Origin of the sequence: Dulcicalothrix desertica PCC 7102, assembly GCF_003991905.1 — a bacterium.
GTDB lineage: Bacteria > Cyanobacteriota > Cyanobacteriia > Cyanobacteriales > Nostocaceae > Dulcicalothrix > Dulcicalothrix desertica.
This window is the reverse complement of sequence record NZ_RSCL01000035.1, coordinates 64,879-86,643: the sequence shown is the minus strand read 5'-3', so window position 1 is coordinate 86,643 and position 21,765 is coordinate 64,879. Positions and strand designations below refer to the sequence as shown.

The window sequence follows — 21,765 nt, the reverse complement described above, 5'->3', positions numbered from 1 at the left end:
GGCTACGATAGTTGGAGAGTTGTCTCCTGCAACAATTGCTCGGTGCCAGGGCAATATTACAAAACAAAAGCCTTCTCTTGCAAATAAGAGGAGGTTTTTGTTTTTGGAAAACAATTCTTTGGGTACTTTCCCTACCTTAGTTACAACTTTTGGCATAGTTAAATTGCCCTAATTTCTAATATTTTTGTTATCTAATATTTTTGTTATAGTACGAAATGTTATTCATCTTCATCTCCTGGCGGTCGTTGGCTGTCACTTTGTTGGGCATTCCACCCCAAAACAATATGCTCTAGCATTTCAGCCTGCGTACAGTTATTCACAACTGCATATTGCTTAATTAGCTCTTTTACTTTAGGGCTAATGTCGCGTATATCTAGTGAATCATTTCTTGCCGTTTCCATTAGTTGCTAATACATACTACGTATATTTCACAAGTTGACTATATAACTATTATTAAAAGGCAAAGGCATCTAAATTTACAAAAATTACTTTATGAGTAATGAAAGATTTTTTATTAAAATACATCCATTTAGCAAAAGTGCTGCTGCCTAATAGCTAGTTGTAAAAATATACTAATGTGCATTAAAATCTACTAAAACTAACATATTTTTTAACATTATATTTTTTGACTGTCACTAATCTTTATAAAGAGGGAGAGGCGAGAACTTGTGAGAACTGGCGCTCTAGGTTTAGCTGCTAAAGGAGTTTTCGTTGTCTCTTCCTCACTATGCGATTATGAAGTCAGGCGAAATTTAGTATTAGAGAGTATACGTACAGGTAATCATGATGGTTTGAATAATCTTGATGAAATAACTGCTATTGTTTCATTTTTATCGGTTACAGACGAGAGTTCTTAAGAGTTCAAATTAAGTGTGTTAAAAACTTAAATACAATAACTTTGCGCGTAAAGTGAATTGGCGCCATTTGCAAAATATGGTGGTTTAAAATATAACACCAACACTGGCGTTTCCACAGCTATACCTTTATTAACAGTCTGTTGGAGCAATATAAAAATACTAGTTGCAATATTGCAGGGGCGCCACTCTTAGGGATTTCCAAATAAAAAAATCTCCACTTTTTGTGTTGTGGTATGGGTGTCCTCGCCCGTCCAAATACTAGGGCGGGCAAGGATGCCCACCCCACAAGATGGTTAATTTAATTTTTAGAAATCCCTTAGAGGGTGTTGACAAGCAGATATCGCAGCAGACTCCAGGTAAATAATTTGCGCGCATAAAACGCACAACTGAAGTGGAGACGTTACATCTAACGTCTCTACACATAATTTATGGAATGATTCTTATTACATTTCGCACATCAGATATTTTAACCAAATATGAACGAAAATTAACGCTGCATTGCTTGCATCATACGCAGGTATAATTTTAACTTTGCGACTAGGTTTACTGCTACGAAAAATCAAAGGTTATAGCCGTATACTGAGATGATATACTGTCTAAATTATGAGTTAAAAGAATTGTTTTTTCAACAAATGTGTTTCAAAATAAATAGATACGTAAACAATTGTCAATATCAGACCAAATATCTATGGAAAAAATTTAATTAGTTGTATACTCACATTTATTAGTCCGCTGTGCGGATTAGGTTTGTATAAATTCGCTTTCCAGTCATCAGAGCTTAGTGCTAGATATGACTAGAAAGAATATTCTTTTGGCAAGAACTATGAGAACAGCTTTTACTGTCCTCTACTTTTAGAGTTGCTTAACATCAACTATACCATCACAATCTTAATTTGGATATATAGAAAAAATCCAAAAGATCTTTAGATTTTCTTAAGCTAAAAACTTTGTACTTTGCTGTAAAAAAAGACAGCAGAGAAGAGGTTTTCATACGTCGATGTACGCAGTTCTTGAATGAAAACTTAACTATTTTAGTTGCACAAACCAGGGGAGTCTACAAAATGCCTTGGCAATTATCCTCTCAAATTCCGATTAATCCTGTTCATGCTGCTGTAGGAAGAACAGGTAAAGTATTGTTCTTTGGTGGTTCGGGTAATGATCCGAGCCAAGCAGCATATGATAATTCTCCAGAAGGGGTGAGGCTATGGGATCCTAATACCGGAGTCTTCACTACTCCCACTATTCCACGGGATAGTAGTGGAAACCCGATTGACGTTTTCTGTGCTGCTCACTCATTCCGATCTGACGGACAACTGTTTGTAGCAGGTGGAACTCTACAATATGACCCATTCTATGGAATAGCCGATTGCTTTTTATTTAATTTTGCTGCCAATAGCGGCAATGGAAGCTGGACAAAAGTAGCATCAATGAATAGAGGGCGTTGGTATCCTACTGTATTAACGCTGGGCGATGGTAGAATTTTCACTCTTTCGGGTTTAGACGTAAATGGTAACCTTGACCGCAACCCAGAAATTTTTAGCGGTTCTACTGGTTGGAGAATTTTTACACAACAAACCAGTAGTTTTGCTCTCTATGCCCACTTAATCTTGTTGAGTAGCGGCAAAATTTTTTATACAGGTGCCCAACTGGGGGGCAACAATGGTGTACAACCATGTATTCTCACTTTACCGTCAAGATTTAATCGACCAATAACCCAACAGATAGTGTCTGGATTGGAAGCTTCAAGTACTTGCAACCAAGCTGCCAGCATATTGCTTCCACCAGCTCAAGACCAAAAGGTGATGATTATCGGTGGGGGTGGAGGCGCCGCAACGAACCGCGTCAATATTATAAATCTCAGTGCAAGTACTCCGACTTACACCGTAGCGCCGTATCTACTTAATCCAAGAATGCACCATAATGCTGTTATATTGCCCAATCGCACAGTATTTGTGTGTAATGGCAGCAGAGGGGACGAGGATGTTGCACAATCTACGATGCCAGCAGAAATTTATAATCCAGCGACGAATACTTGGACTCAAGTAGAGACACCAATTGTTAACGGTCGCGTCTATCATTCGGTTGCTGTGTTACTACCAGATGGCAGAGTAGTTGTAGCAGGGGGAAATCCTAGTCGTGGTACTTATGAAAATCGCATAGAAATTTATAGTCCAGCATATATATCCCAGACAAGACCCACAATTAGTAGCGCTCCTGCAACAACAACCTACAGCAGGACAATTACGATTCAAACAAATCAAGCTGCAACGAACATTAAATGGGTTCATCTAATTAGACCAATGGCGCCTACTCATGGTCTAGATACAGAACAACGATTAGTAGACATGCCAATTAGCTCTAGGAGTGGCAATTCTCTCAGCGTTCAAACAACGGGTAATCGCAACATTGCACCTCCTGGCTACTACATGCTGTTTGTTGTTGATAACAATAACATCCCCTCAGTGGCAAGTTGGATTCAATTAACATGATGAACCACACCAAGCGTAGAACAATGACAAACTGGCAGTAATTTTGGGAGTCATATATGGCATTAAAATTAACACGCAGACAATTTGGTCAGTTAGCTGTCTTCAGTACCACAACTGCTGCTGTGGGGCTTGTTATCAGCAAAACCCTTGCACAAGAGTCCAGCGCTGGCACGGTTATCTTAGGTATAAGAAATGGTATTAGTGATAACGATACTGATACCAACTTGGACTCAAATACCACTGACATCGCTGATGGAAGTCAAATCACAGACCCATCTACTTTACAGCCAATCATCGTGGAGTCTTTGAATGTCAGCACTCAACAAATCAAGACCGTATTGACCACCGCACCTATTTTAGAGGCTTGTGAGCGTTTGAGCGGTTTTGCGTCCGTAAATGGCAAACTCATAGCAGCTGCAACCTATACTTGTACAAGAAAGAAAAAGGACACAAAAGTTCGTTTAATTGATTTAAATTCTCTAGAAACTGTAAATATTTCAGGATTGAAAAACAACGAAGAAGTTTACCAATTACTGCGTTTAGCAAATGGCTCACTTGGTGCTGTTGTCGGCAAAGAAAAAGGAAAGGGGTCTTCTAGGATAGTAACTATTGATTTAAAAACAGGTGAGATTACAGACCGAAGTAAAATACCCGAACAAAAGCGGGTAACTGTTGTAGCTGAGTGTGCAGATGGAGTTTTCTACGGGATTGATACTGGTAAAGCAGGCGAAACAAGTTTGTCTCAGATTGATAAAGGAGAATCAAAAAAATTAACATACCAACGTGCAACTTTTAATAATGGTTCTGACGGATTGGTTTGCACTTCATCAAACGAATTATTCACCTTGATTGGATTTAGGTATCAATCTCCAAAATACCTTAACAAAATCAATAAGGACACTGGAGAGACAGACAGAATAAGTGGCTTTGATGTTGCAAAAATTACGCTTGCGTAGGCATTGATGCTATAAAGCACCGCGTAACACACCCCGTCTCGTGGTGCGTTACGCCTTTCCTCTACGCATGCTTTGTACCTCAGCATGACATTATAATGAATATAATACTATCCGTTATATACGTTTTATGCGTTGCAAAGAACCAACCCAATTAAACTATCAAGCAAACGCGCGCGCGATAGCGGCATTAATTCTTTTCCATAAAGCATTTCTTGAACTACAATATACGATACTAGTGAACCGAAGAAAATTTGTGCAATTGCATCTGGGTCATTAAGTTTCAGTTCTGGATGAGATAAAAAATATTCGCTCATCAGTGAGCGTCCTTGTTGAATGACTGTGCATTCGCTACTGTTGCTGTGCTAACTACACCAAATATAATGCCTAACAATGCTAATTTAAATAACTTCATATCAAAACCCCCAAATAAATCTAAATCTTGTGGGGTGGGCATCCTTGCCCGCCCACATATACATATATATTACAAGCTCCAAGAGCGTGCTTGATTACTGAAATCACCCTCTATTTTGTCGTAACCTGTTACAGGCTCAAACAAATTATCAGGTGTATTTTCTGATTTTGGTTCATTAGTATATTGTGAGTCAAAGCCAGTACGCAGCAAGTAAGCGTCTACAAGACTTGGTGCGATACGTTGTAAGAAAAGAAGTACTTTACCAACATCACCAACAACAACATCGCGTTTTGGACGTTCTGCTGCTTCAACGATAGCTTTTGCAACTAAGCTAGGTTGATATATAGGAGGTGTTGGCATTGGCTTAACACCTAGTTTAGTACGAGCTTTATTAAATAAAGGTGTATTTATACCTGCGGGCATAATATTTGTAACGCTAATATCAAGCTTCTCGTGCTTCAACTCAACACGCAAAGCTTCTAAAAAGCCATCAACACCATGTTTTGAAGCTGCATAAGCACTTTGTAAAGGTATACTACGTTTAGCTTCAATCGATGAAACGTGAATTAAGGCGCCGCGTCCTGTACGTTTAATATGGGGAAGCGCTGCCATTGCACCATATGCTTGCCCTAATAAATTAACTTCAATAATGCGCTTAAATTCTTCAGGTGTTGTTACCGCAAAAGCAGCATAAAGTTCAATAGCTGCATTATGTACCCAAGTATCAAGGCGCCCATATGTATCGACAGCAGTTTGAGCAATTTTTGTCACCTGGTCAAAGTCAGAAACATCAGCAACTACGGCTGTTGCATCTCCACCCAAAGAACGAATTTCTTCTACTAAAGATTCTAACCCAGGTTGACTACGAGCCGCGACAACTACTTTGGCGCCACGATTTGCAAATTGAAGCGCAGCAACTCGTCCGATACCACTTGAGGCGCCGACTACAGCAACAACCTGCTGATTTATAGGCTTTAATTGCATTTACTTTACTCCCTAAATTAATAGACGTGATTAATCGCGTCTCTACTATTAATAAAGTTACTTAAATGTAATAAAACTTCATCGGTCGCAAGTGGTAACTGGCAACGGATGATGAACGGATGTAACGGATACAATAAATCATCCGTTGCATCCGTTGCTAAAACTTGCTTTCGCAAAAGCATTACATAAAGTGCTGTCACGCACCACCAACCTGTTAAAATATAGTAAATTAGTTTATTTGTAGTAGAAAAATGGCATATAGCGACTTTACACTACATAAAGTACGCGACGCTTTTCAGTTAGTGATTAATGAAAAAAGCAATTTATTTCCAGATTCACCTTCATCAGAACCATCAGAAATATTAAAACTTCTGTTGGAGGAATATATCCAATTAGCAACTGCCATTAACACTGAAAAAGCACGCTCAGAATTATTAATTGCACAAATTTTAACAGAAGTTAGGCGCCAATTAAAATACCGAATATCACTATTTTCAGGAACAGACTTTAATGTTGATCCCAGTAAAGGCTTAAATGGCTTTTGCGACTTTATTCTCAGTGCATCAGAAGAACAATTTGAAATTGAAGCACCAGTAATTATCGTTATCGAGGCAAAAAACGAAAGTTTAAAAAGTGGACTGGGACAATGTATTGCTACAATGGAAGGCGCCAGATTATTTAATCAAAAAGCTGATAAACAAGTAAAGAAAATTTATGGTGCAGTTACGAGTGGTACTAACTGGCGTTTTTTGATTTTAGAAGAAAATAAGGTTTTTATCGACAATCGCGTAATCCTTATATGCCGTTGCGCTACCGTTTACAATTATTGGAGAGACTTGCACAAGAACCAACGTTAGAACCACGGTTACAAGTAGCAGAGGCGCCTGAAACACCTTTAGCTGTACTGGAACAATTAGCTGGTGATTTAGAATTGCCTGTAAGGTTAGCAGTAAAATTTAATCCCAGTTGTCCACTACAGTTAATTGAATTAGTAGAAGGGCAGCGCGCGGTTGCATCTAATTGGAATACAAGTATAGAAGAGTTAGCCATACTTGGGCAAAGTCGTTGGGCATGGATAAGATTAGCAGTAGCGCAAAATCCGAATGCAAATGAACAAACACTAATGCAGTTAGCGCAAGAGAAAATATATAAAATTCAGTTAGCAGTAGCACAAAATCCAAATGCAAGTACAGAAACACTCATGCACTTGGTAAAAAGTGAAGTACATGAAATTCAATTAGCGGTGGCTAAAAATATCGGAGCATCTGTAGATGTTTTGAATTTTCTGGCATATCAAGATACAGAAATACAAGCAGCAGTCGCAGAGCATAGAAATATTACAGAAGATATAATGCATCAAATTTTACCCAATCAGCAAATTATTTTGGAGAAAAGGAAAGATTTACCTGTTAGTATTTTAGAGCATATCTTTCACGAAAGAACGACTCAAAAACCTGTTTGGAAAGATTATTATTTGCGGAATTTATTCCTGAGTCAAACAAATACACCAGCTTGGATTTTAGCTGTATAACACTGCGTCAGCTACAACCTTAGAAAGATTAGCTGTTGACAAGTATGAGTTGGTTTGCGAAAAAGTTGCTGAGAATCCTAGTACACCTGCAAATGTGCTTATTGAGATGGCAAGACGTGATGAACTTGTAACTAATACTGGTTGCTACCATAGTATTTCTAACAAAATAGCTATGCGTAAAGATGCGCCTCCGGAAGCTTTAGAATTTATTGCTCGTAAACCTGTCTCACCTGTTAGAGCAGTTGTAGCTTCAAATGTAAACACACCTTCCAGCACTTTAGAATGGTTAGCTGAGAATGAATCTGATGAAAGTGTTTTGTGCATTGTCGCTCGACACCCAAACATAACACCTAACGTTTGGAACCATCTAGCAACGAATCAATCACCAAAAGTTAGGGAAGCAGTAGCAACTCAAGCGCAATGTCCATCAAACATATTAACAACGCTCGCGGATGATTCAAGCCAGGAAGTTAGACAAAAAGTAGGTGCCAATCCCAATACTCCACTTCATATTTTAGAAAGTTTTTCCCTAGACGAAAACCCAGCTATTCGTCAAGCTACAGCTTCTAACCCTAACCTGCCTGAAACATTACTGGCACAACTAGCTAATGATGAAAAGGTTGAAGTGCGTCGCGCGGTTGCTCAAAATCCTAATACTCCTGCATCTATTCGTGAAACACTCCGCGATTTGATTTTACAACCAACAACCCGCCAAACAAGTTTCACCTTAAGAGGACTTAGCCGCATTTATAACCCTAGTACTGATGATTTACCAACTATACTTACAGAATATGCCCAATCAGAAAATGCTTTTGTACGGTTTATAACGCTACTTCACCCTTTAACTCCTCAAGAAATTTTAACTCAAGGCGCCAAGAGTGCATCTTGGCTAGAACGTTATGCAGTCGCTGATAATCCAGCAACCCCCGCAGAAACAAAACAACAGCTGATCCAAGATAGCAACCGAATAGTTAGAGCAGTGGCAAAATCTTAATTACACTCAAATTTAATATTGATTTTATGCAACCTGATACTGAACAAATCTTTGCAAATTTAAAAGTTATAACTCCAGCCTTATCAGGGTTTGAATTACCAGGTCATGAGGATGGAGCTAGTATTTATCCATTTGTCTGGGAAACATCTGAAAATGGAGAATTAAATATACTTAACCTATGTCATTATAATGGCTGGTTAAAACAAACCGATGTAGAAATAACAATCCGTCAGTGGCAAGAATTAGAGTATTTAAATTATTTTCCTGATTTTGATTGGAATCCCAATATTTGGAAGATGATAAGAGATCAGCTTGAGCTATTATCCAACTTATTAAAAAATAATTCACAAGTACTAGAATCTTTCTGTTTTAATTCTGAAACGCATCGTATAACTTTTGAAATACCTAGCACTATTGTTTGCCAACTAAACGATGAAAGCTGGATATGCATATGTCCAACTTTTTATAAAGAAACAGAAATAAAAAAAGAACAATTTGAGCGTTCAGCTAAAGACAAACCAATATCTAAAAATTTTACAGCAGAGACATTGACTTTAATATCAAAAATTCAGGTCATTATAACTGACATGCCAATAATTCATTTAGAAGGAGATTTTGGAGGGGGATATGATTATTCATATGACCACAGATTCGTTTTTGCTGCTGCCAAAACTAAAGAATTAGCAGTTGAAGAAGCATTACAGGCATCAGGAATGTTAGGAATAAGTAAATTTCACCGCTTTTACCCTGATAGACAATACTTAGAAGGTGTATATGGCAGTGATGAAGCTATTAGTATTGAGCAAGAATATCAAATAATCAATAACTATTTTAATGAGATATTCTCTGAAACTGTTATGTATAGAGTAAGTTTTTGGATTTATGAAAATATATACATAATTGGTCAAACACCTTGTGGAGATTGGGCTGGAATGTATATCAAAGGCGAATTTGTTTACAATCCTTGATTTAGCTAATATAAAATTATTTTACTTATCAATTTCAACATAAATATTTTTTATTAATTTACAAACAGAAAAGCTACTGGCTACACTCGAAGTTATTAAAATTCCATCGCGTATATTTTTATTTGAAACTGCAATTCAAGGAGAATTTAACCTTTGGAATTTGATGATACATGAAGGCTTTGTTACTCCAACTGATATAGAATTAGCTTTTAAACACTGGCAAAATATTGAAGAATGGGGAACACCAACCGACCAAACTAATTACGAATATGCTCCTCCACGTTCAGAAAGGAAAGATGAAAGTTGGAATTATGCAATGAAGAGCGAACGTGAGCAATATTATCAACAGCTACAGCATATTATTACTCAAAATTTGCAAAATGTACAAGTTTATAATTTATCTATTCCAAAATCGGTGCCTGAAGCTTTACAATGGAAGCATCCTTACTTCTATATTCCTATAGTAGTTGGTTCTATAAATGATAATAACTGGTTATGTCTTGCTCCTACTGTTCCCAATCAAGCAAGTTACCATAATAAAAAACATAAATCTGTAGCGAAAATAACCTGTGAAGAAAATAGCAGTGCTTCCCAAAATACAATTGCTCAAATACAACCATTACTTGATAATCTAACTCCAATATCCATCTACGGTTACTATTACGGTGGATATAATTATACTTATCAGCATCATATTGCTGGCGCCATTGCCGAAAGTAAGGAAAAAGCAATTGAGCTAGCTTTACAAAATGCAGAAATGGTGGTTGTTGAACAGCTAACGCTTGAGTATGCTAATGATAATTATAACAGTCGTAAATTCAGCCAATTTATGAACGAATGTTTAAATCATCGTACTGCCTATAGCTTGAGCTTTTGGGATATTGGCTATACTTATGAAGTTGGACAAACTCCAGCGGGTGATTGGATAGGAGTTTGGACACAAAGCGAATTTGAGTATAATCCTTAAGATAATGGCACCGGGAGCAAATTCTTACTATGTAGCGCAGTAGTTGATTAAGTTCAGGTATAATTATATTAGCGAAGTTTTACACATTTTTATAAAAAGTGCCCCATGACAGATATTAAGCAGCAAATAGCTACACAGCTTCAAGCTTATAGTTCTTTAGATGCCCTAAAAACTGCTGTTCGAGAATGGGTTATTACATCAGATGGTAGTTTAGACGCATTAACAGCAGTCCTCTCAACACACCACAATGAAAGTTATAATCTCAGTGCTGATGATTGGCAACAACTTTATGAGCAGGGTTTGACGTTCAACAATGAGGATGAAACTAGAGAGGAAGATATGGGTAGATTGCAGCGATATCGGGAAACAGGTTATGGTATTCCCCATGAACAGGTTGCTGCTTGGTTAGATAGTGTTGGCACAGATCGAGAGCTTCCATGTCCAGAATAATTTGGCGTTGCAGTTGCACTTTCTGATCTGGTACGGCACTTTGATTTTCTTAAATTAAAAGATGAGAATGCTGCTTTCCTTGCTGCACAAAAAATCCGAGAGGCAGGTTTTAGCCTTGCTGATACTCCCTACAAAAGAAACATTTTAAACGATGGTTCCGGGCGCCGAAAGTTAGTGGTTCCTTTTGGCAAGTATGGTTATGTTATCCTTTACTACGTGGAAGAGGATGATACAGTTGTAATCATACATGTATATCATGGCAGAGAAAATCGTCCCAATTAGTATTGATATATCTAAATATTGTCTGTGCTGTTTCAGAACATGTAGAGACGCGATTTAATCGCGTCTCTACGAAGATGGAGGATTTAATTTCCTACGGCTTTTCCCTCGCGTCGAGGGTCAACACCACCTATTAAACCTTCATTAGTAATAACAATAGCTTGAGAACCACTCGTTTGTTCTCTAACTGTGACTGTATGTCCTAATGCTTCTAATTGTGGTTTCAAATTTACCATACTTGTATTTGCTTCTAATTCAGTGGCGCCATTACGGTTGCCAAAATTAGGTAATGATAAAGCTTGTTGAGCATCAAGTTTCCAGTCGAGTACTCCTACAATTGCTTTGGCTACATAATTAATAATTAAAGGCCCACCAGCAGAACCAACGACCATTACTAACTTACCATTACGGTCAAACACCATTGTTGGCGCCATTGAACTTCTCGGACGTTTACGAGGTTGAACACGGTTGGCAATTAATTTACCATCTGGTGTTGTGGGAGAAAACGAGAAATCTGTAAGTTGGTTGTTGAGTAAAAAACCACGCACCATTAACCGAGAGCCAAATGCAGTTTCAATACTAGTAGTCATTGATACGGCATTGCCATTACTATCAACAATCGAGAAATGGCTGGTAGAAGGTAGTTCTAGAGAATTATCGGCGCCCCAATTAAATGCTTGCGTAGATAAAGGATTACCAGGTTTAGCTTCTCCTACGAAGGCACGGTTAGGGTTGATAAGAGCAGCGCGCGTTGCTATATACTTTGGATTTATTAATTCTTTTGTAGGGACTTTAATAAAATCAGAGTCAGCTATATATAGTCCTCGGTCAGCATAAGCAAACCTTCCTGCTTCTGCAAATAAGTGGATAGCTTCTACTGAGTCTGGTTTGAGTGAAGCAAGGTTGAATTTTTGTAGCATTCCCAAAATTTGCAATACTGTAATACCACCAGAAGTTGGAGGTCCCATACTGCAAACTTTGTAAACTCTGTACATTCCACACACAGGTGGTCGTTCGACTGAGTTATAGCGAGCAAGGTCAGTAGTTGTTAAGTCTCCTGGTATAGAAGCATTTTTTACTGTGTTAACTATATCTTGAGCAATTTTACCTTTATAGAAGGCGCCTGCACCTCTAGTAGCAATTTGTCGCAGTACTTCCGCATATTGCTGATTAACAAGTTTGGTGCCAACAGGTTTTGGTGTACCATCAGGTTGATAAAAGTAACTTCTTGCAGGTTCCGAACGACTTAAAAACTTTTCTTCACTTAAAAGAGTGTGCAAGCGAGGTGAGATAGCGAAACCTGTTGTTGCTTGTTGTATTGCAGGCTGAAATAGTTGTGACCAACGTAACTTACCATATTGCTTGTGTACCTGCTCCAACATTCTAACTACCCCAGGCACACCTACAGACTTACCCCCTAAAACAGCATCTTCAAACTTTAAAGGTTTACCATCTTGAGCAAGAAAACGGTTAGGTTGGGCAGTTGCAGGGGCAGTTTCCCGACCATCGAAGGTGCGAATTTTTTTAGTTTTGGCATCGTAGTAAACCAAAAAAGCTCCCCCACCAATACCAGAAGACTGTGGTTCAACTAAACCGAGAGTCATTTGTACAGCAATAGCGGCATCAATAGCACTACCACCACGCCGCAAAATATCACTACCGACTGCTGCCGCTATTGGGTTAGCTGCTGCTACCATATACTTCTGAGTGCGAACAGCCTTACGTTCAACGCGCGAACTACCTGCTTCCGGTGCATCTTGGGTAAGTCCTATTAATGGGCGCCAAACTATACTACCCAATGCAAGGGCAAGTAAACAAGAACGAAAAGCCAATTTACGAGATATCACCATTAGATTTTTCTTGGGCAAGTAGTTGTAAGCTCTATTAATGGGCGCCAAACTATACTACCCAATGCAAGGGCAAATAAACAAGAACGCAAAGCCCAACCTACTTTTCTACTTTTCCGTAAACGCCCCAGTGGGACATGTATATAAAAGTATCAAGACATTAAGCCAAATTTGAGCTTATAACTGACATAATACCTTTAATTCATCAACATTATGAGAAGTTTATTAATTGCAGGCGCCTCAAGTCTACTACTTACACTAGGGATGTCTTCTATACCTGCCCCTTCTTTTGCTCAAACTACAAACATCCAAGATATTTCTAGGTCTGTTCCTCGTGCGCGCGTTACCTTTGCGAAAGGAAAATCAAGCACCGTTATTAATGGTGTAGAAAATCGTGTTTATGTACTAAAAGCTAAAGCTGGACAAAAGTTAACTTTGAAGGCTAATAACTTAGGCGCCCGTGCAGCTGTAACGCTTTATAATGCAAACGGCAAGATTGTAAAAAGCTTTAACGGCTTTGGTGGCGGTGAGGGTCAGAGTTTTACTTATAGACTTCCCGCAACTGGTGATTACTATATTTTTGGATATGCTGGCCCAACTTATCACTCGTATGAATTTGCAGTATCTATAAAATAATTTTGTCGGTAAGGTTTCGCGTTTTGTGCCCTCCTTGTATAACTTTTACTACTTTAATCCACATCAATATCTATGAAAAGCTTACTAATTGCAGGCGCCTCAAGTCTACTACTTACACTAGGGATGTCTTCTATACCTGCCCCCTCTTTTGCTCAATCTGCAAACATTCAAGGAATTTCTAGCTCTGTTTCTCGTTCGCGCGTTACCTTTGCAAAAGGAAAATCAAGCACTACCATTAATGGAGCAGAAGACCGTATTTATGTACTCAGGGCGAAAGCTGGACAAAGGTTAACTTTAAACGTTACCAATTTAGGTGCCCGTGCAGGTGTAGTACTCTATAACAGTAAAGGTAAACTTGTGAAAGGCTTTAACGGCTACGGTCTTGGTAACGGTAAGAGCTTCACTTATAAACTTCCTTCCACAGGCGATTACTACATACTTGGATATGGTGGCCCAACCTATCACGTATATGATTTTTCAGTATCTATAAAATAATCTTTTAATATGTTGGGTTGGGCTTGCGCTTTACCCAACCCAACCATATTTATGATTGTGGGATAATTGTGTCCCCGTCTCTAAGATTAAGTAATCCAGAAGTTACAACTTTATCATTAGGTTTCAGTCCTTCTAACACCTGATAATTATTACCAGTCGCATTACCTAATTTTACTTGTCTTTGTCTGGCAACATATTTCCCCGAATTATCTGGTAATGCTTCTGCTACGAAAACAAATGTTCCTCCAGAAACACGCGAAACTGCTGTACCTGGAACTAATGCTCCCTGACGTTGATTCCAAATTATTCGTGCGCGTACAAATTGGTCTGCTTTTAACTCATTTTTAGAGTTGTTGTAGAGAGCCTTAATGAGTGCAGACTGTGCGTTACCAGGGTTTGGCGCCACAAAAAACACACGACTTGTACCAATGGTGTTACCTTGAAGGTTTAGTATATTAACTTGGGTTCCATTTTTAACTTTAGCCGCGCGCTCGACTGGTACGATGATGTGTACTTCGAGAGGTTGGTCTTGAGTAATTGTTAATAATTGTGCATTATGATTGACTAAATCACCAACTTTAATAGGAACTTCTCTAACTACACCTGTAAAGGGAGCGGTGATACGATAGTTGGTTGGAGTTGGTTGAGGTGTTGGTTTTACAGCAGGGGTTTGCGCTTGTTGAATAACTTTTTGTGCTTGAGCTACAGCAGCTTGCTGTGTTTGAATTCTTGATTGGATAACTTTTAAGTTTGTTTTAGCTGCTGCAAGACGGCTTGCGTAAATATCTTTTGTTTGTCGTGGAACGGCGCCTTCAGATGCCAGAGTATTATATCGGTCGAATACTTGCTGGTTAGAATTGACTTCAGCTAAAATACCCGCGCGTTCAGCTTCGAGAGAAGCTAGAGTTGAGCGGGCAATATCAAGCTGTGACTGTGCTGTTAAAGCTGCGCTGTTAACTGTTGGAGCAGGTAGTGCTACTGGTTGGGGTGGTGGTTCTATTTGCAGAATAGGCGCCCCTTCTTTGATTGTTTGACCAGGTTTGATAAAAATTTGAGTAATTTTTCCTTGAATTTTAGAACTGAGCGTTTCGGAACGACGCGATTGTAAGCTGGCAACAAAATCTGAGCTTTCTTGAATAGTTCCTGATTGAATGGTTGATAGCTTGACGGGTACTGCTGGTGTTTGTGTCTGGTTTGTGGTGGTAGTAGTTTGGGTTGTTCTAGATGTAGGAAGTAGAAGGCGCCAAACAGCTACAGTAGTTCCAAGTACTGCGAGTAACGCGAACAAAGGCAAAAGCCACGGTCTAGTCCGACGCGGTTGCAGTGCAGTAGGGTTTCCGCTTTCGTTTTCGTTACTATCGGTTTGCGGTTCTGAAGGGGTCATGGCAAACTTTTACCTTATATAGTGAATGAGTAACTAGTAAGTTAAAATCAGGTGATTTATATTTGTAGGCTTTTCTATGTTCGTGAATGATAAGCTTAAGCTTACATATTTAATAGCTGTTTTGTCTTATTAGTATTTGCTGAATTTTTTATTTTTGATGTGATAAATGTTGTTATATTGGTATGCGTGTAGTGAATTAGACAAATAGAAAGAACAGGCAGGATGCCTGTTCCACAAGATTGATTATGTATCAAAAAGATTATTTAGTATTGCTGAGTACTACTTCTATAGCTTTTTCTTTTTGGGGGTCGGCGCCTTGGGCGTATTCTAAAGTAAAGGGTACGGTGATATCTGGTGTGACACCTTTACCTTCGAGCCGAGTACCATTTACGAATACATTTGTTACTGCTACATATAACAGAGTACCATCTTGCATGATAAATGGGCGCCCAGCTACAACGGCGCCTAAAGTTTTAGTACCAATTACTGAACCAATTTTATACTGCTGAAAGCCATAAGCAATAATTTCTTTACTGCTTCTGCTACCTTCATTGATTAAGATAACGACGGGTTTTTTCCAATGAGAATCATAAGTTACGCGCGAACCATTACGGGCAATACTAGTAATACTTGGTCCCTGACCTGTAAACACAGTTAGGTAATTGTTATTTCCTCCACCCCAACCTGCACGTAAATCTAAAATTAATGCATCTGCATCTTTGAGACGGTCGTATAACAAATCATATATCAGCTTTTCTTGAGATGGGTCAGCCGCATTCGCCCAAATATGAACGTAACCAATCTTTTTATTTTGACGCTCGATTATTTGAGTACTTACTCGTTGAGCATCAAGAAACATCGTAGTTGCATCATATACTTTTGGTGTTACGACTATTTCTTGTTTACTGTTAGTGTCGGCAGTACGCTGAATTTGTATTGTAACCTTTTGCCCTGCTTTGGGTGCAAATGACTGTACAGGTTGATATGGTTGATTATTTACGCTTAATATTTCATCACCAACTTTTATACCTGCTTTTATTGCTGGACTTTCATCTAAAATAGCACTGACAAATGTTTTTCCGTTTATGGCTTTTGTAAAAATACCAATATCGGTGTATTCAAATTTGCCTTTAGAAAAAAATGGCTTAAGTCTATTTAGTGACTTCCTATCGCGTGGTTGAAAAATACCTAGTAGTTGATAATAACTTTGTTCATCAGGAGTATAGAAGCGCGTGTGTGAAGTTCGTAACTCAGCTAGCATCTGGTTGACAACAGCAGCAAACTCTTGTGATGATTTAGACTTAATAGCTTGTGGTTTGTACTTATCGCGCATCGCTTGCCAATTAATTCCATTAAACTTAGGGTCGTAGAAGTTATCATTAATAGTCTGCCAAACTTCATCAAATACCCTTGCCTGTGGTTGTGCTAGCGTTGGAAGTAGTGGTGATGCCAACCACAGCGTTAGCATGACAACGATGCTAAGGAGGAATGCAGCTAAATAATGCTTATTGGTAGAAAATTTAAATTGTTTCATTTAAATTACGTAGGGAATAGTGTCAATGTATCAACGTTGGATAATATCTAGTTTAAGCATTTTACTTAGTATCGTTGTGGCAGCTTGTTCTAACGTTGCTACATCTCAACCTCAACAAGTAGCTACAACACCAACGGCGCCACAACAGTTAGCACAACGAGTAGTAGCACTTACGCCTCTATCGGCAGATATAATTTATAGACTTGATCAAAATAAACTTGTGGGAATTGCTGGTAGTTCGGTGTTAAATGAAGACTCGCGTTTTCAAGACATTACGAGTGTCGCTCAAGGAAGAACACAGCCAAACCTAGAAAAAATTGTAGCGCTCAAACCTGACTTAGTTATCGGCGCCTCTGGTTTTTCTGACTCGACTCTTAAACGTCTACAGGAATTAAAGATTAGTACGCTAGCAACAAAAATAGATAGCTGGAAAGCGTTAGAAGAACTGACGACAAGTTTAGCTGTTAGAATAGGCGCCAGTCCCAAACCGTTACTAGATAAGTATCAACAGCTTTTAGGACAAGATACTAACACTAACAAAAATACTTCAACTTTAGTATTAGTTAGCCGTCAACCAATTTTAACTCCAAATAAAAATAGTTGGGCAGGAGATATGCTCAACCAATTTCAAATCAAAAATATTGCCGCTGACTTACAGGGTAAAAGTCCATTTGGTGGATATGTGACTTTATCACCTGAAAAAATTTTAGAAGCAAATCCAGAATCTATAATTCTTGTTAATACACCAGGTAGTTCAGAGCAAGAGATGATTGACGGATTTAAAAAAGAAACATTTTGGCAAAAATTAGAAGCAACAAAAAATAACAGAGTATATGTCTTTGATTATCTTGGTTTAGTAAACCCTGGAAGTATTGACGCGATAGAAAAAGCCGCCCAAAAGCTCCAAAAAGTAACGTAGCACAGGCATCCTGCCTGTGTTATTTTAAACATTTTATCTGTGCAATCATTGCCTAATACCAAACAAACTCAAAATTTTCCGAGAATCAGCTAACAAACGTTTTTCTTCGTTACGGTATTTAGGCAATGATACATTAATCGCAGGTGTATCCAGATTCCAACCTGCAACTAATTTATTGTTTCGGAACCCATATCTTTGAAAATCGGCGCCAGATACTTGAATTAACTTCCCATTTTTATATTCATATATAGCTACATCTAAAGAGCCACTTTCATCACCTTCTGATGCTTCTGTGCTACTTATCTGTATATATATTGGTTTTCCCTTAACTTGGCATAGAGTATATATAAAATAGCCTTGCTTTTGTGTTCGTTCAGGACAATTTGCAGGCGCCGTATCACCTCTAAATTCTTTCATCTTTTGGTTGTAATATTCCTTTTTATTATTTGCTAAAGATGGGGATGTGATACCTAATACCAAAAAGGCAATAGTTAGTAATCGAACTAAATTGGTCATATTTCAAGATTTACGCAAAAGATTTATTTATTATATAAAATTTAGCTTATAAAAACAGACATAGAACACAGTGTTTTTACTGAATATTAGTTGATAAACCAGGTTTATAGGCGTATTGAACATGCATAAGTACTCAAACGTCAGAAATATATAGTTACAGATGGGGAAGCGAGGGTTCCACATTGACTTTTTAGATTTAAATGAGGTAGTTATGCCATTTACACTTAACGGTTGTGGAACAAAATATTATGGTCGCCGTGATATGGCGCCGGATGGTTCATATGTAACAACTGAGTGGTTAGACCTACCATTCGCTCTTATGTATCCTACAAGGAGAGGGGTTGGGGGAGAGATTTTAAACATATATTTAATATATTTTGTGTTTATATAAACACTATAGTAAACTGGCTAAATGTTTTTTTAGTTAATCTGATGTTGAGATTTGACCTTTAAACTTCAGTAATTTTTCGGTGTCATTAACCCAGTAGCAATCAAGTTGAGTTTTAAGCAATTATTCATGGATAAAAATAGAGACTTTAAAAACTCATTGAGTGATTTATTTATTATTTGAGCGCAAGAATTTTGGCAATGTGTATGTTATGCTTGTCGTAGAAAGGTTGAGAGCGACATTTATTTTATAAATAAGTATAGCTTTAGACTAAAAGTAAATAAAAATAGGTATTTATAAAAACCTGAATTTAGTTGTTTCAATACGTTAACCTTCGTTTATCATAGTTTACTGCTACACACTTCCTTTTCAAGAACTATGAAGCAAGGTACAAACCTTTGTAACAATCTAAAATCTATCAGGACTCGTCTAGGCATGAGCCAGCAAGATTTAGCAAATATTGCGGGTGTCACTCGTCAGACTATAAGTGGCGTTGAATCTGGACAATATACTCCCAATGTTGCTATAACCTTACGGTTGGCTAAGGCACTTGGTTGTAAAGTCGAAGATTTGTTCTGGATGGAGGAAGATTTACCAACTGTTGAAGCAGTCGTTACTAAAACAGTTTTAACAAAAGGAAAGTTACGAGTTAGTTTGGCAAGGGTTGGAGGTCAATGGATAGCTTATCCTCTAATGGGAAAAGATGCATTTCGTACCGAAATGATACCAGTAGATGCCGAGACTATTTATTGTAACAACTTGGACGAAGAAGCCTTTGACCAAATGCATACAAGTAAAATTTTGGTGCGAGTGCTAGATGATACTGAAAAATTGCAAAATTCAGTTTCAATAGCAGGTTGTACACCTATAATTTCTCTCTGGGCTAAAGAACCGCGAACGTTGGCATCCACAGTTACGAGTGCATTATACTTTTGCGAATAGCATGGATGCATTGCGCTCTTTAGCTAGAGGTGAGGTTCATATTGCTGGTATGCATTTATATGACTCAAAAACGCAGGAATACAATATCCCTTTTGTGAGGGAGGTTTTATCTGATAAAGAGGCTGTTTTAATTAGTATTGGTGTCTGGGAAGAAGGATTGTTGGTACCTTTAGGCAACCCCCTGAAAATTAAAACGATTGCGGATTTGGTAGAAGCAAAAGCGACTATTGTTAACCGCGAAATTGGCGCCGGAAGTCGGATGATTTTAGAACGCCAAATGGAGCTTGAGCAGGTACCAGCATCGGCAGTCCAAGGATTTGAGCATACTGTTCGTAGTCACCAAGACGTTGCAACAGCTGTGATTTCAGGAATTGCAGATGCAGGTATTAGTACAGCTTCTATCGCTGCTATGTTTGGATTGGGATTTGTGCCTTTGCATTCGTCACGTTATGACTTGGTAGTTCTTAACTCATATCTTGATGAACCACCAGTTCAGCAGTTGCTCGGTACTTTGGAACATCGCTTTGTAAAATCTCAATTAGAAATACTTGGTGGTTATGATACTAGCTCTTTAGGAGAAGTGGTAGCAAGTATCTAGTAAATATACTCAATAAATATCAGTAAATATATGTTGTCAAACACTCATACTTTTGTAGTGGGACGGGCGCCACCGGCTTTGGCTCTACATTGCGAACAATTCATAATTGTAGACCCACTAAATTCAAACAATTCTAGGAAAATTAATCATGGCAGACAATATTAGACAAATCGCTTTCTATGGTAAAGGTGGTATTGGTAAATCTACCACTTCCCAAAACACTCTGGCAGCAATGGCAGAAGTCGGGAAACGCATCTTGATTGTTGGATGCGACCCTAAAGCTGACTCCACACGCTTGATTCTTCACTGTAAAGCTCAAACCACCGTATTACACTTAGCAGCAGAACGTGGTGCTGTAGAAGACATCGAACTTGAAGAAGTAGTAATTGAAGGTTTTCGGAATATCAGATGCGTTGAATCTGGTGGTCCAGAACCTGGTGTCGGTTGTGCTGGTCGTGGGATTATTACCGCAATTAACTTCTTAGAAGAAAACGGTGCTTACCAAGATGTAGACTTTGTATCTTATGACGTTCTTGGTGACGTAGTTTGTGGTGGTTTCGCCATGCCGATCCGCGAAGGAAAAGCACAGGAAATCTACATTGTGACATCGGGTGAAATGATGGCAATGTTCGCTGCAAACAACATTGCTCGTGGCGTTCTCAAGTATGCTCACACTGGTGGTGTGCGCTTAGGTGGTTTGATTTGTAATAGTCGTAACACTGACCGAGAAGACGAACTGATTAGCACACTAGCTGCTCGTTTAAGCACCCACATGATTCACTTTGTCCCCCGCGACAACATCGTTCAACACGCTGAGTTGCGTCGGATGACTGTCAACGAGTATGCACCAGACAGTAACCAATCGAATGAATACCGTATATTAGGTGACAAAATCATTAACAACACAAATCTTGCCATCCCTACACCAATTGAGATGGATGAGCTAGAAGACTTGTTGATTGAATTCGGTATTCTAGAAAGCGAAGAAAACGCTGCAAAACTTATTGCCACAGATAATGCTGCAAAAGACACAGAGAAAAGACAAGAAGATGCTCAAGGTGAAGCTCTTGAAGCACTCAAAAAAGGCAATGTTGAAATAGTTGCTGGTGAGAAGAAAAAATAAGGTTTTTACTCTTCTTTAAAGACGCAGTAAAAATTAATAAGTGGGCAATTTTAGCCCACTTACTCCCAAGCACAAAAATTTTTTCAATTCGGAGGTTAAATAATGCTTTAATTAATAGTCAATTATATTGACACTCAAAGATAATTATACGCGAAATACTAATATTGTTTTTCGTATTCTGCAATTGGTTGATTAATTCATAACTGGAATGGGAAATTAGTTTTCCATTCTTTTTTATTATATATAGTAAGGTGGGCATTGCCCACCCAACTTTACTCGAAATCTCCATCAATCTGATTAATTTCTTCATCTAGCAATATAGCATCGATTGAAATTACTTGGACTCCGGTTTCTGATTGTAAAATAAATACTGCTTCAGAACTAGCATCTTCGGGTTTCTCTGTTTCTACGGCACTAATTATAACTAGGTCTTCGTCGTCTAAAAGACTTGGAGTTTCTAATGACTCAGTATCAAAGGTGCCGTAATTTAAAGTTT

The 21,765-nt window shown here is 38.4% G+C and carries 25 protein-coding genes and 1 pseudogene; 16 read left to right on the top strand and 10 right to left on the bottom strand.

Annotated elements, in window-relative coordinates:
* Positions 1 to 218: 218 nt before the first annotated feature.
* Positions 219 to 401, bottom strand: coding sequence for a hypothetical protein (locus DSM106972_RS44355; RefSeq protein WP_127086694.1), 183 nt, complete (start codon positions 399 to 401; stop codon positions 219 to 221).
* 267 nt (positions 402 to 668) lie between these two features.
* Here DSM106972_RS44355 and DSM106972_RS44350 point away from each other — a divergent pair, with 267 nt between their 5' ends.
* The 3 genes from DSM106972_RS44350 to DSM106972_RS44340 all read left to right on the top strand — a co-directional run bounded on the left by DSM106972_RS44350 (position 669) and on the right by DSM106972_RS44340 (position 4,302).
* Positions 669 to 857 carry a hypothetical protein gene (locus DSM106972_RS44350; RefSeq protein ID WP_127086693.1) on the top strand — a complete coding sequence of 63 codons (189 nt, stop codon included), beginning with the start codon at positions 669 to 671 and terminating at the stop codon, positions 855 to 857.
* 1,061 nt (positions 858 to 1,918) lie between these two features.
* Positions 1,919 to 3,346 (top strand): galactose oxidase early set domain-containing protein, encoded by a 1,428-nt coding sequence (locus DSM106972_RS44345; RefSeq protein WP_127086692.1) that lies wholly within the window; start codon positions 1,919 to 1,921, stop codon positions 3,344 to 3,346.
* A 56-nt stretch (positions 3,347 to 3,402) separates the two neighbouring features.
* Entirely contained in the window at positions 3,403 to 4,302 is a 900-nt protein-coding gene (locus DSM106972_RS44340) for a hypothetical protein (RefSeq protein ID WP_127086691.1), read from the top strand.
* Positions 4,303 to 4,427: 125 nt separating this feature from the next.
* Here the strand turns inward: DSM106972_RS44340 and DSM106972_RS44335 are convergent, their stop codons facing one another.
* From DSM106972_RS44335 to DSM106972_RS44325, 4 genes are read right to left on the bottom strand one after another with little or no spacing between them, the layout of a single operon-like run.
* Positions 4,428 to 4,616, bottom strand: coding sequence for a hypothetical protein (locus tag DSM106972_RS44335; protein WP_186538427.1), 189 nt, complete (start codon positions 4,614 to 4,616; stop codon positions 4,428 to 4,430).
* Positions 4,616 to 4,756: a hypothetical protein gene (locus DSM106972_RS51845; RefSeq protein ID WP_158632978.1), complete on the bottom strand. Its 141-nt coding sequence runs from the start codon at positions 4,754 to 4,756 to the stop codon at positions 4,616 to 4,618. The genes DSM106972_RS44335 and DSM106972_RS51845 overlap by 1 nt, the downstream gene beginning before the upstream one ends.
* Positions 4,757 to 4,783: 27 nt before the next feature.
* A complete protein-coding gene (locus DSM106972_RS44330; protein WP_127086690.1) occupies positions 4,784 to 5,698 on the bottom strand; it encodes an SDR family oxidoreductase in 915 nt (304 codons plus the stop codon).
* 17 nt (positions 5,699 to 5,715) lie between these two features.
* Complete coding sequence (locus tag DSM106972_RS44325; protein WP_127086689.1) at positions 5,716 to 5,898, bottom strand: hypothetical protein; 183 nt, start codon at positions 5,896 to 5,898, stop codon at positions 5,716 to 5,718.
* A 51-nt stretch (positions 5,899 to 5,949) separates the two neighbouring features.
* Between DSM106972_RS44325 and DSM106972_RS44320 the strand changes: the two genes are divergently transcribed.
* The 7 genes from DSM106972_RS44320 to DSM106972_RS44290 all read left to right on the top strand — a co-directional run bounded on the left by DSM106972_RS44320 (position 5,950) and on the right by DSM106972_RS44290 (position 10,890).
* Complete coding sequence (locus tag DSM106972_RS44320) at positions 5,950 to 6,555, top strand: hypothetical protein (RefSeq protein WP_186538429.1); 606 nt, start codon at positions 5,950 to 5,952, stop codon at positions 6,553 to 6,555.
* Positions 6,498 to 7,229, top strand: coding sequence for a hypothetical protein (locus DSM106972_RS44315; protein WP_145837573.1), 732 nt, complete (start codon positions 6,498 to 6,500; stop codon positions 7,227 to 7,229). The genes DSM106972_RS44320 and DSM106972_RS44315 overlap by 58 nt, the downstream gene beginning before the upstream one ends.
* A gap of 49 nt (positions 7,230 to 7,278) precedes the next feature.
* Positions 7,279 to 8,223: a hypothetical protein gene (locus DSM106972_RS44310; protein ID WP_127086687.1), complete on the top strand. Its 945-nt coding sequence runs from the start codon at positions 7,279 to 7,281 to the stop codon at positions 8,221 to 8,223.
* 26 nt (positions 8,224 to 8,249) lie between these two features.
* Positions 8,250 to 9,191, top strand: coding sequence for a nuclease A inhibitor family protein (locus tag DSM106972_RS44305; protein ID WP_127086686.1), 942 nt, complete (start codon positions 8,250 to 8,252; stop codon positions 9,189 to 9,191).
* Between the two features lie 163 nt (positions 9,192 to 9,354).
* Positions 9,355 to 10,158 carry a hypothetical protein gene (locus DSM106972_RS44300; RefSeq protein WP_127086685.1) on the top strand — a complete coding sequence of 268 codons (804 nt, stop codon included), beginning with the start codon at positions 9,355 to 9,357 and terminating at the stop codon, positions 10,156 to 10,158.
* Positions 10,159 to 10,263: 105 nt separating this feature from the next.
* Positions 10,264 to 10,608, top strand: a complete 345-nt coding sequence (locus DSM106972_RS44295; RefSeq protein WP_127086684.1) for a hypothetical protein — start codon at positions 10,264 to 10,266, stop codon at positions 10,606 to 10,608.
* Positions 10,609 to 10,635: 27 nt separating this feature from the next.
* The gene (locus DSM106972_RS44290) at positions 10,636 to 10,890 is read left to right on the top strand and encodes a type II toxin-antitoxin system RelE/ParE family toxin (RefSeq protein ID WP_233787205.1); all 255 of its coding nucleotides are present in this window, start codon (positions 10,636 to 10,638) and stop codon (positions 10,888 to 10,890) included.
* An 83-nt stretch (positions 10,891 to 10,973) separates the two neighbouring features.
* Here DSM106972_RS44290 and ggt read toward each other — a convergent pair whose 3' ends face one another.
* The gene (gene ggt, locus DSM106972_RS44285; protein WP_127086683.1) at positions 10,974 to 12,737 is read right to left on the bottom strand and encodes a gamma-glutamyltransferase; all 1,764 of its coding nucleotides are present in this window, start codon (positions 12,735 to 12,737) and stop codon (positions 10,974 to 10,976) included.
* Positions 12,738 to 12,947: 210 nt separating this feature from the next.
* Here ggt and DSM106972_RS44280 point away from each other — a divergent pair, with 210 nt between their 5' ends.
* Both DSM106972_RS44280 and DSM106972_RS44275 read left to right on the top strand, forming a co-directional pair.
* On the top strand, positions 12,948 to 13,370 hold the full coding sequence (locus DSM106972_RS44280; RefSeq protein ID WP_127086682.1) for a hypothetical protein: 423 nt from the start codon (positions 12,948 to 12,950) through the stop codon (positions 13,368 to 13,370).
* Positions 13,371 to 13,442: 72 nt separating this feature from the next.
* The gene (locus DSM106972_RS44275) at positions 13,443 to 13,865 is read left to right on the top strand and encodes a PPC domain-containing protein (protein WP_127086681.1); all 423 of its coding nucleotides are present in this window, start codon (positions 13,443 to 13,445) and stop codon (positions 13,863 to 13,865) included.
* Positions 13,866 to 13,914: 49 nt separating this feature from the next.
* Here DSM106972_RS44275 and DSM106972_RS44270 read toward each other — a convergent pair whose 3' ends face one another.
* Together DSM106972_RS44270 and DSM106972_RS44265 are read right to left on the bottom strand one after the other, a co-directional pair.
* On the bottom strand, positions 13,915 to 15,249 hold the full coding sequence (locus DSM106972_RS44270; RefSeq protein WP_127086680.1) for an efflux RND transporter periplasmic adaptor subunit: 1,335 nt from the start codon (positions 15,247 to 15,249) through the stop codon (positions 13,915 to 13,917).
* Between the two features lie 259 nt (positions 15,250 to 15,508).
* Positions 15,509 to 16,783, bottom strand: coding sequence for a S41 family peptidase (locus DSM106972_RS44265; protein WP_127086679.1), 1,275 nt, complete (start codon positions 16,781 to 16,783; stop codon positions 15,509 to 15,511).
* A gap of 25 nt (positions 16,784 to 16,808) precedes the next feature.
* Here DSM106972_RS44265 and DSM106972_RS44260 point away from each other — a divergent pair, with 25 nt between their 5' ends.
* The gene (locus DSM106972_RS44260; protein WP_127086678.1) at positions 16,809 to 17,702 is read left to right on the top strand and encodes an ABC transporter substrate-binding protein; all 894 of its coding nucleotides are present in this window, start codon (positions 16,809 to 16,811) and stop codon (positions 17,700 to 17,702) included.
* A 45-nt stretch (positions 17,703 to 17,747) separates the two neighbouring features.
* Here the strand turns inward: DSM106972_RS44260 and DSM106972_RS44255 are convergent, their stop codons facing one another.
* On the bottom strand, positions 17,748 to 18,218 hold the full coding sequence (locus tag DSM106972_RS44255; RefSeq protein WP_127086677.1) for a hypothetical protein: 471 nt from the start codon (positions 18,216 to 18,218) through the stop codon (positions 17,748 to 17,750).
* 211 nt (positions 18,219 to 18,429) lie between these two features.
* Between DSM106972_RS44255 and DSM106972_RS54415 the strand changes: the two genes are divergently transcribed.
* The 3 genes and pseudogenes from DSM106972_RS54415 to nifH all read left to right on the top strand — a co-directional run bounded on the left by DSM106972_RS54415 (position 18,430) and on the right by nifH (position 21,269).
* On the top strand, positions 18,430 to 18,609 hold the full coding sequence (locus tag DSM106972_RS54415) for a hypothetical protein (RefSeq protein ID WP_127086676.1): 180 nt from the start codon (positions 18,430 to 18,432) through the stop codon (positions 18,607 to 18,609).
* Between the two features lie 375 nt (positions 18,610 to 18,984).
* Positions 18,985 to 20,146 (top strand): annotated as a pseudogene (locus DSM106972_RS44245) (XRE family transcriptional regulator).
* 148 nt (positions 20,147 to 20,294) lie between these two features.
* Positions 20,295 to 21,269, top strand: coding sequence for a nitrogenase iron protein (gene nifH / locus DSM106972_RS44240; RefSeq protein WP_127086675.1), 975 nt, complete (start codon positions 20,295 to 20,297; stop codon positions 21,267 to 21,269).
* A gap of 272 nt (positions 21,270 to 21,541) precedes the next feature.
* Here nifH and DSM106972_RS52885 read toward each other — a convergent pair.
* A partial coding sequence (locus tag DSM106972_RS52885; protein ID WP_201800865.1) for a hypothetical protein occupies positions 21,542 to 21,765 on the bottom strand: 224 nt, incomplete at its 5' end.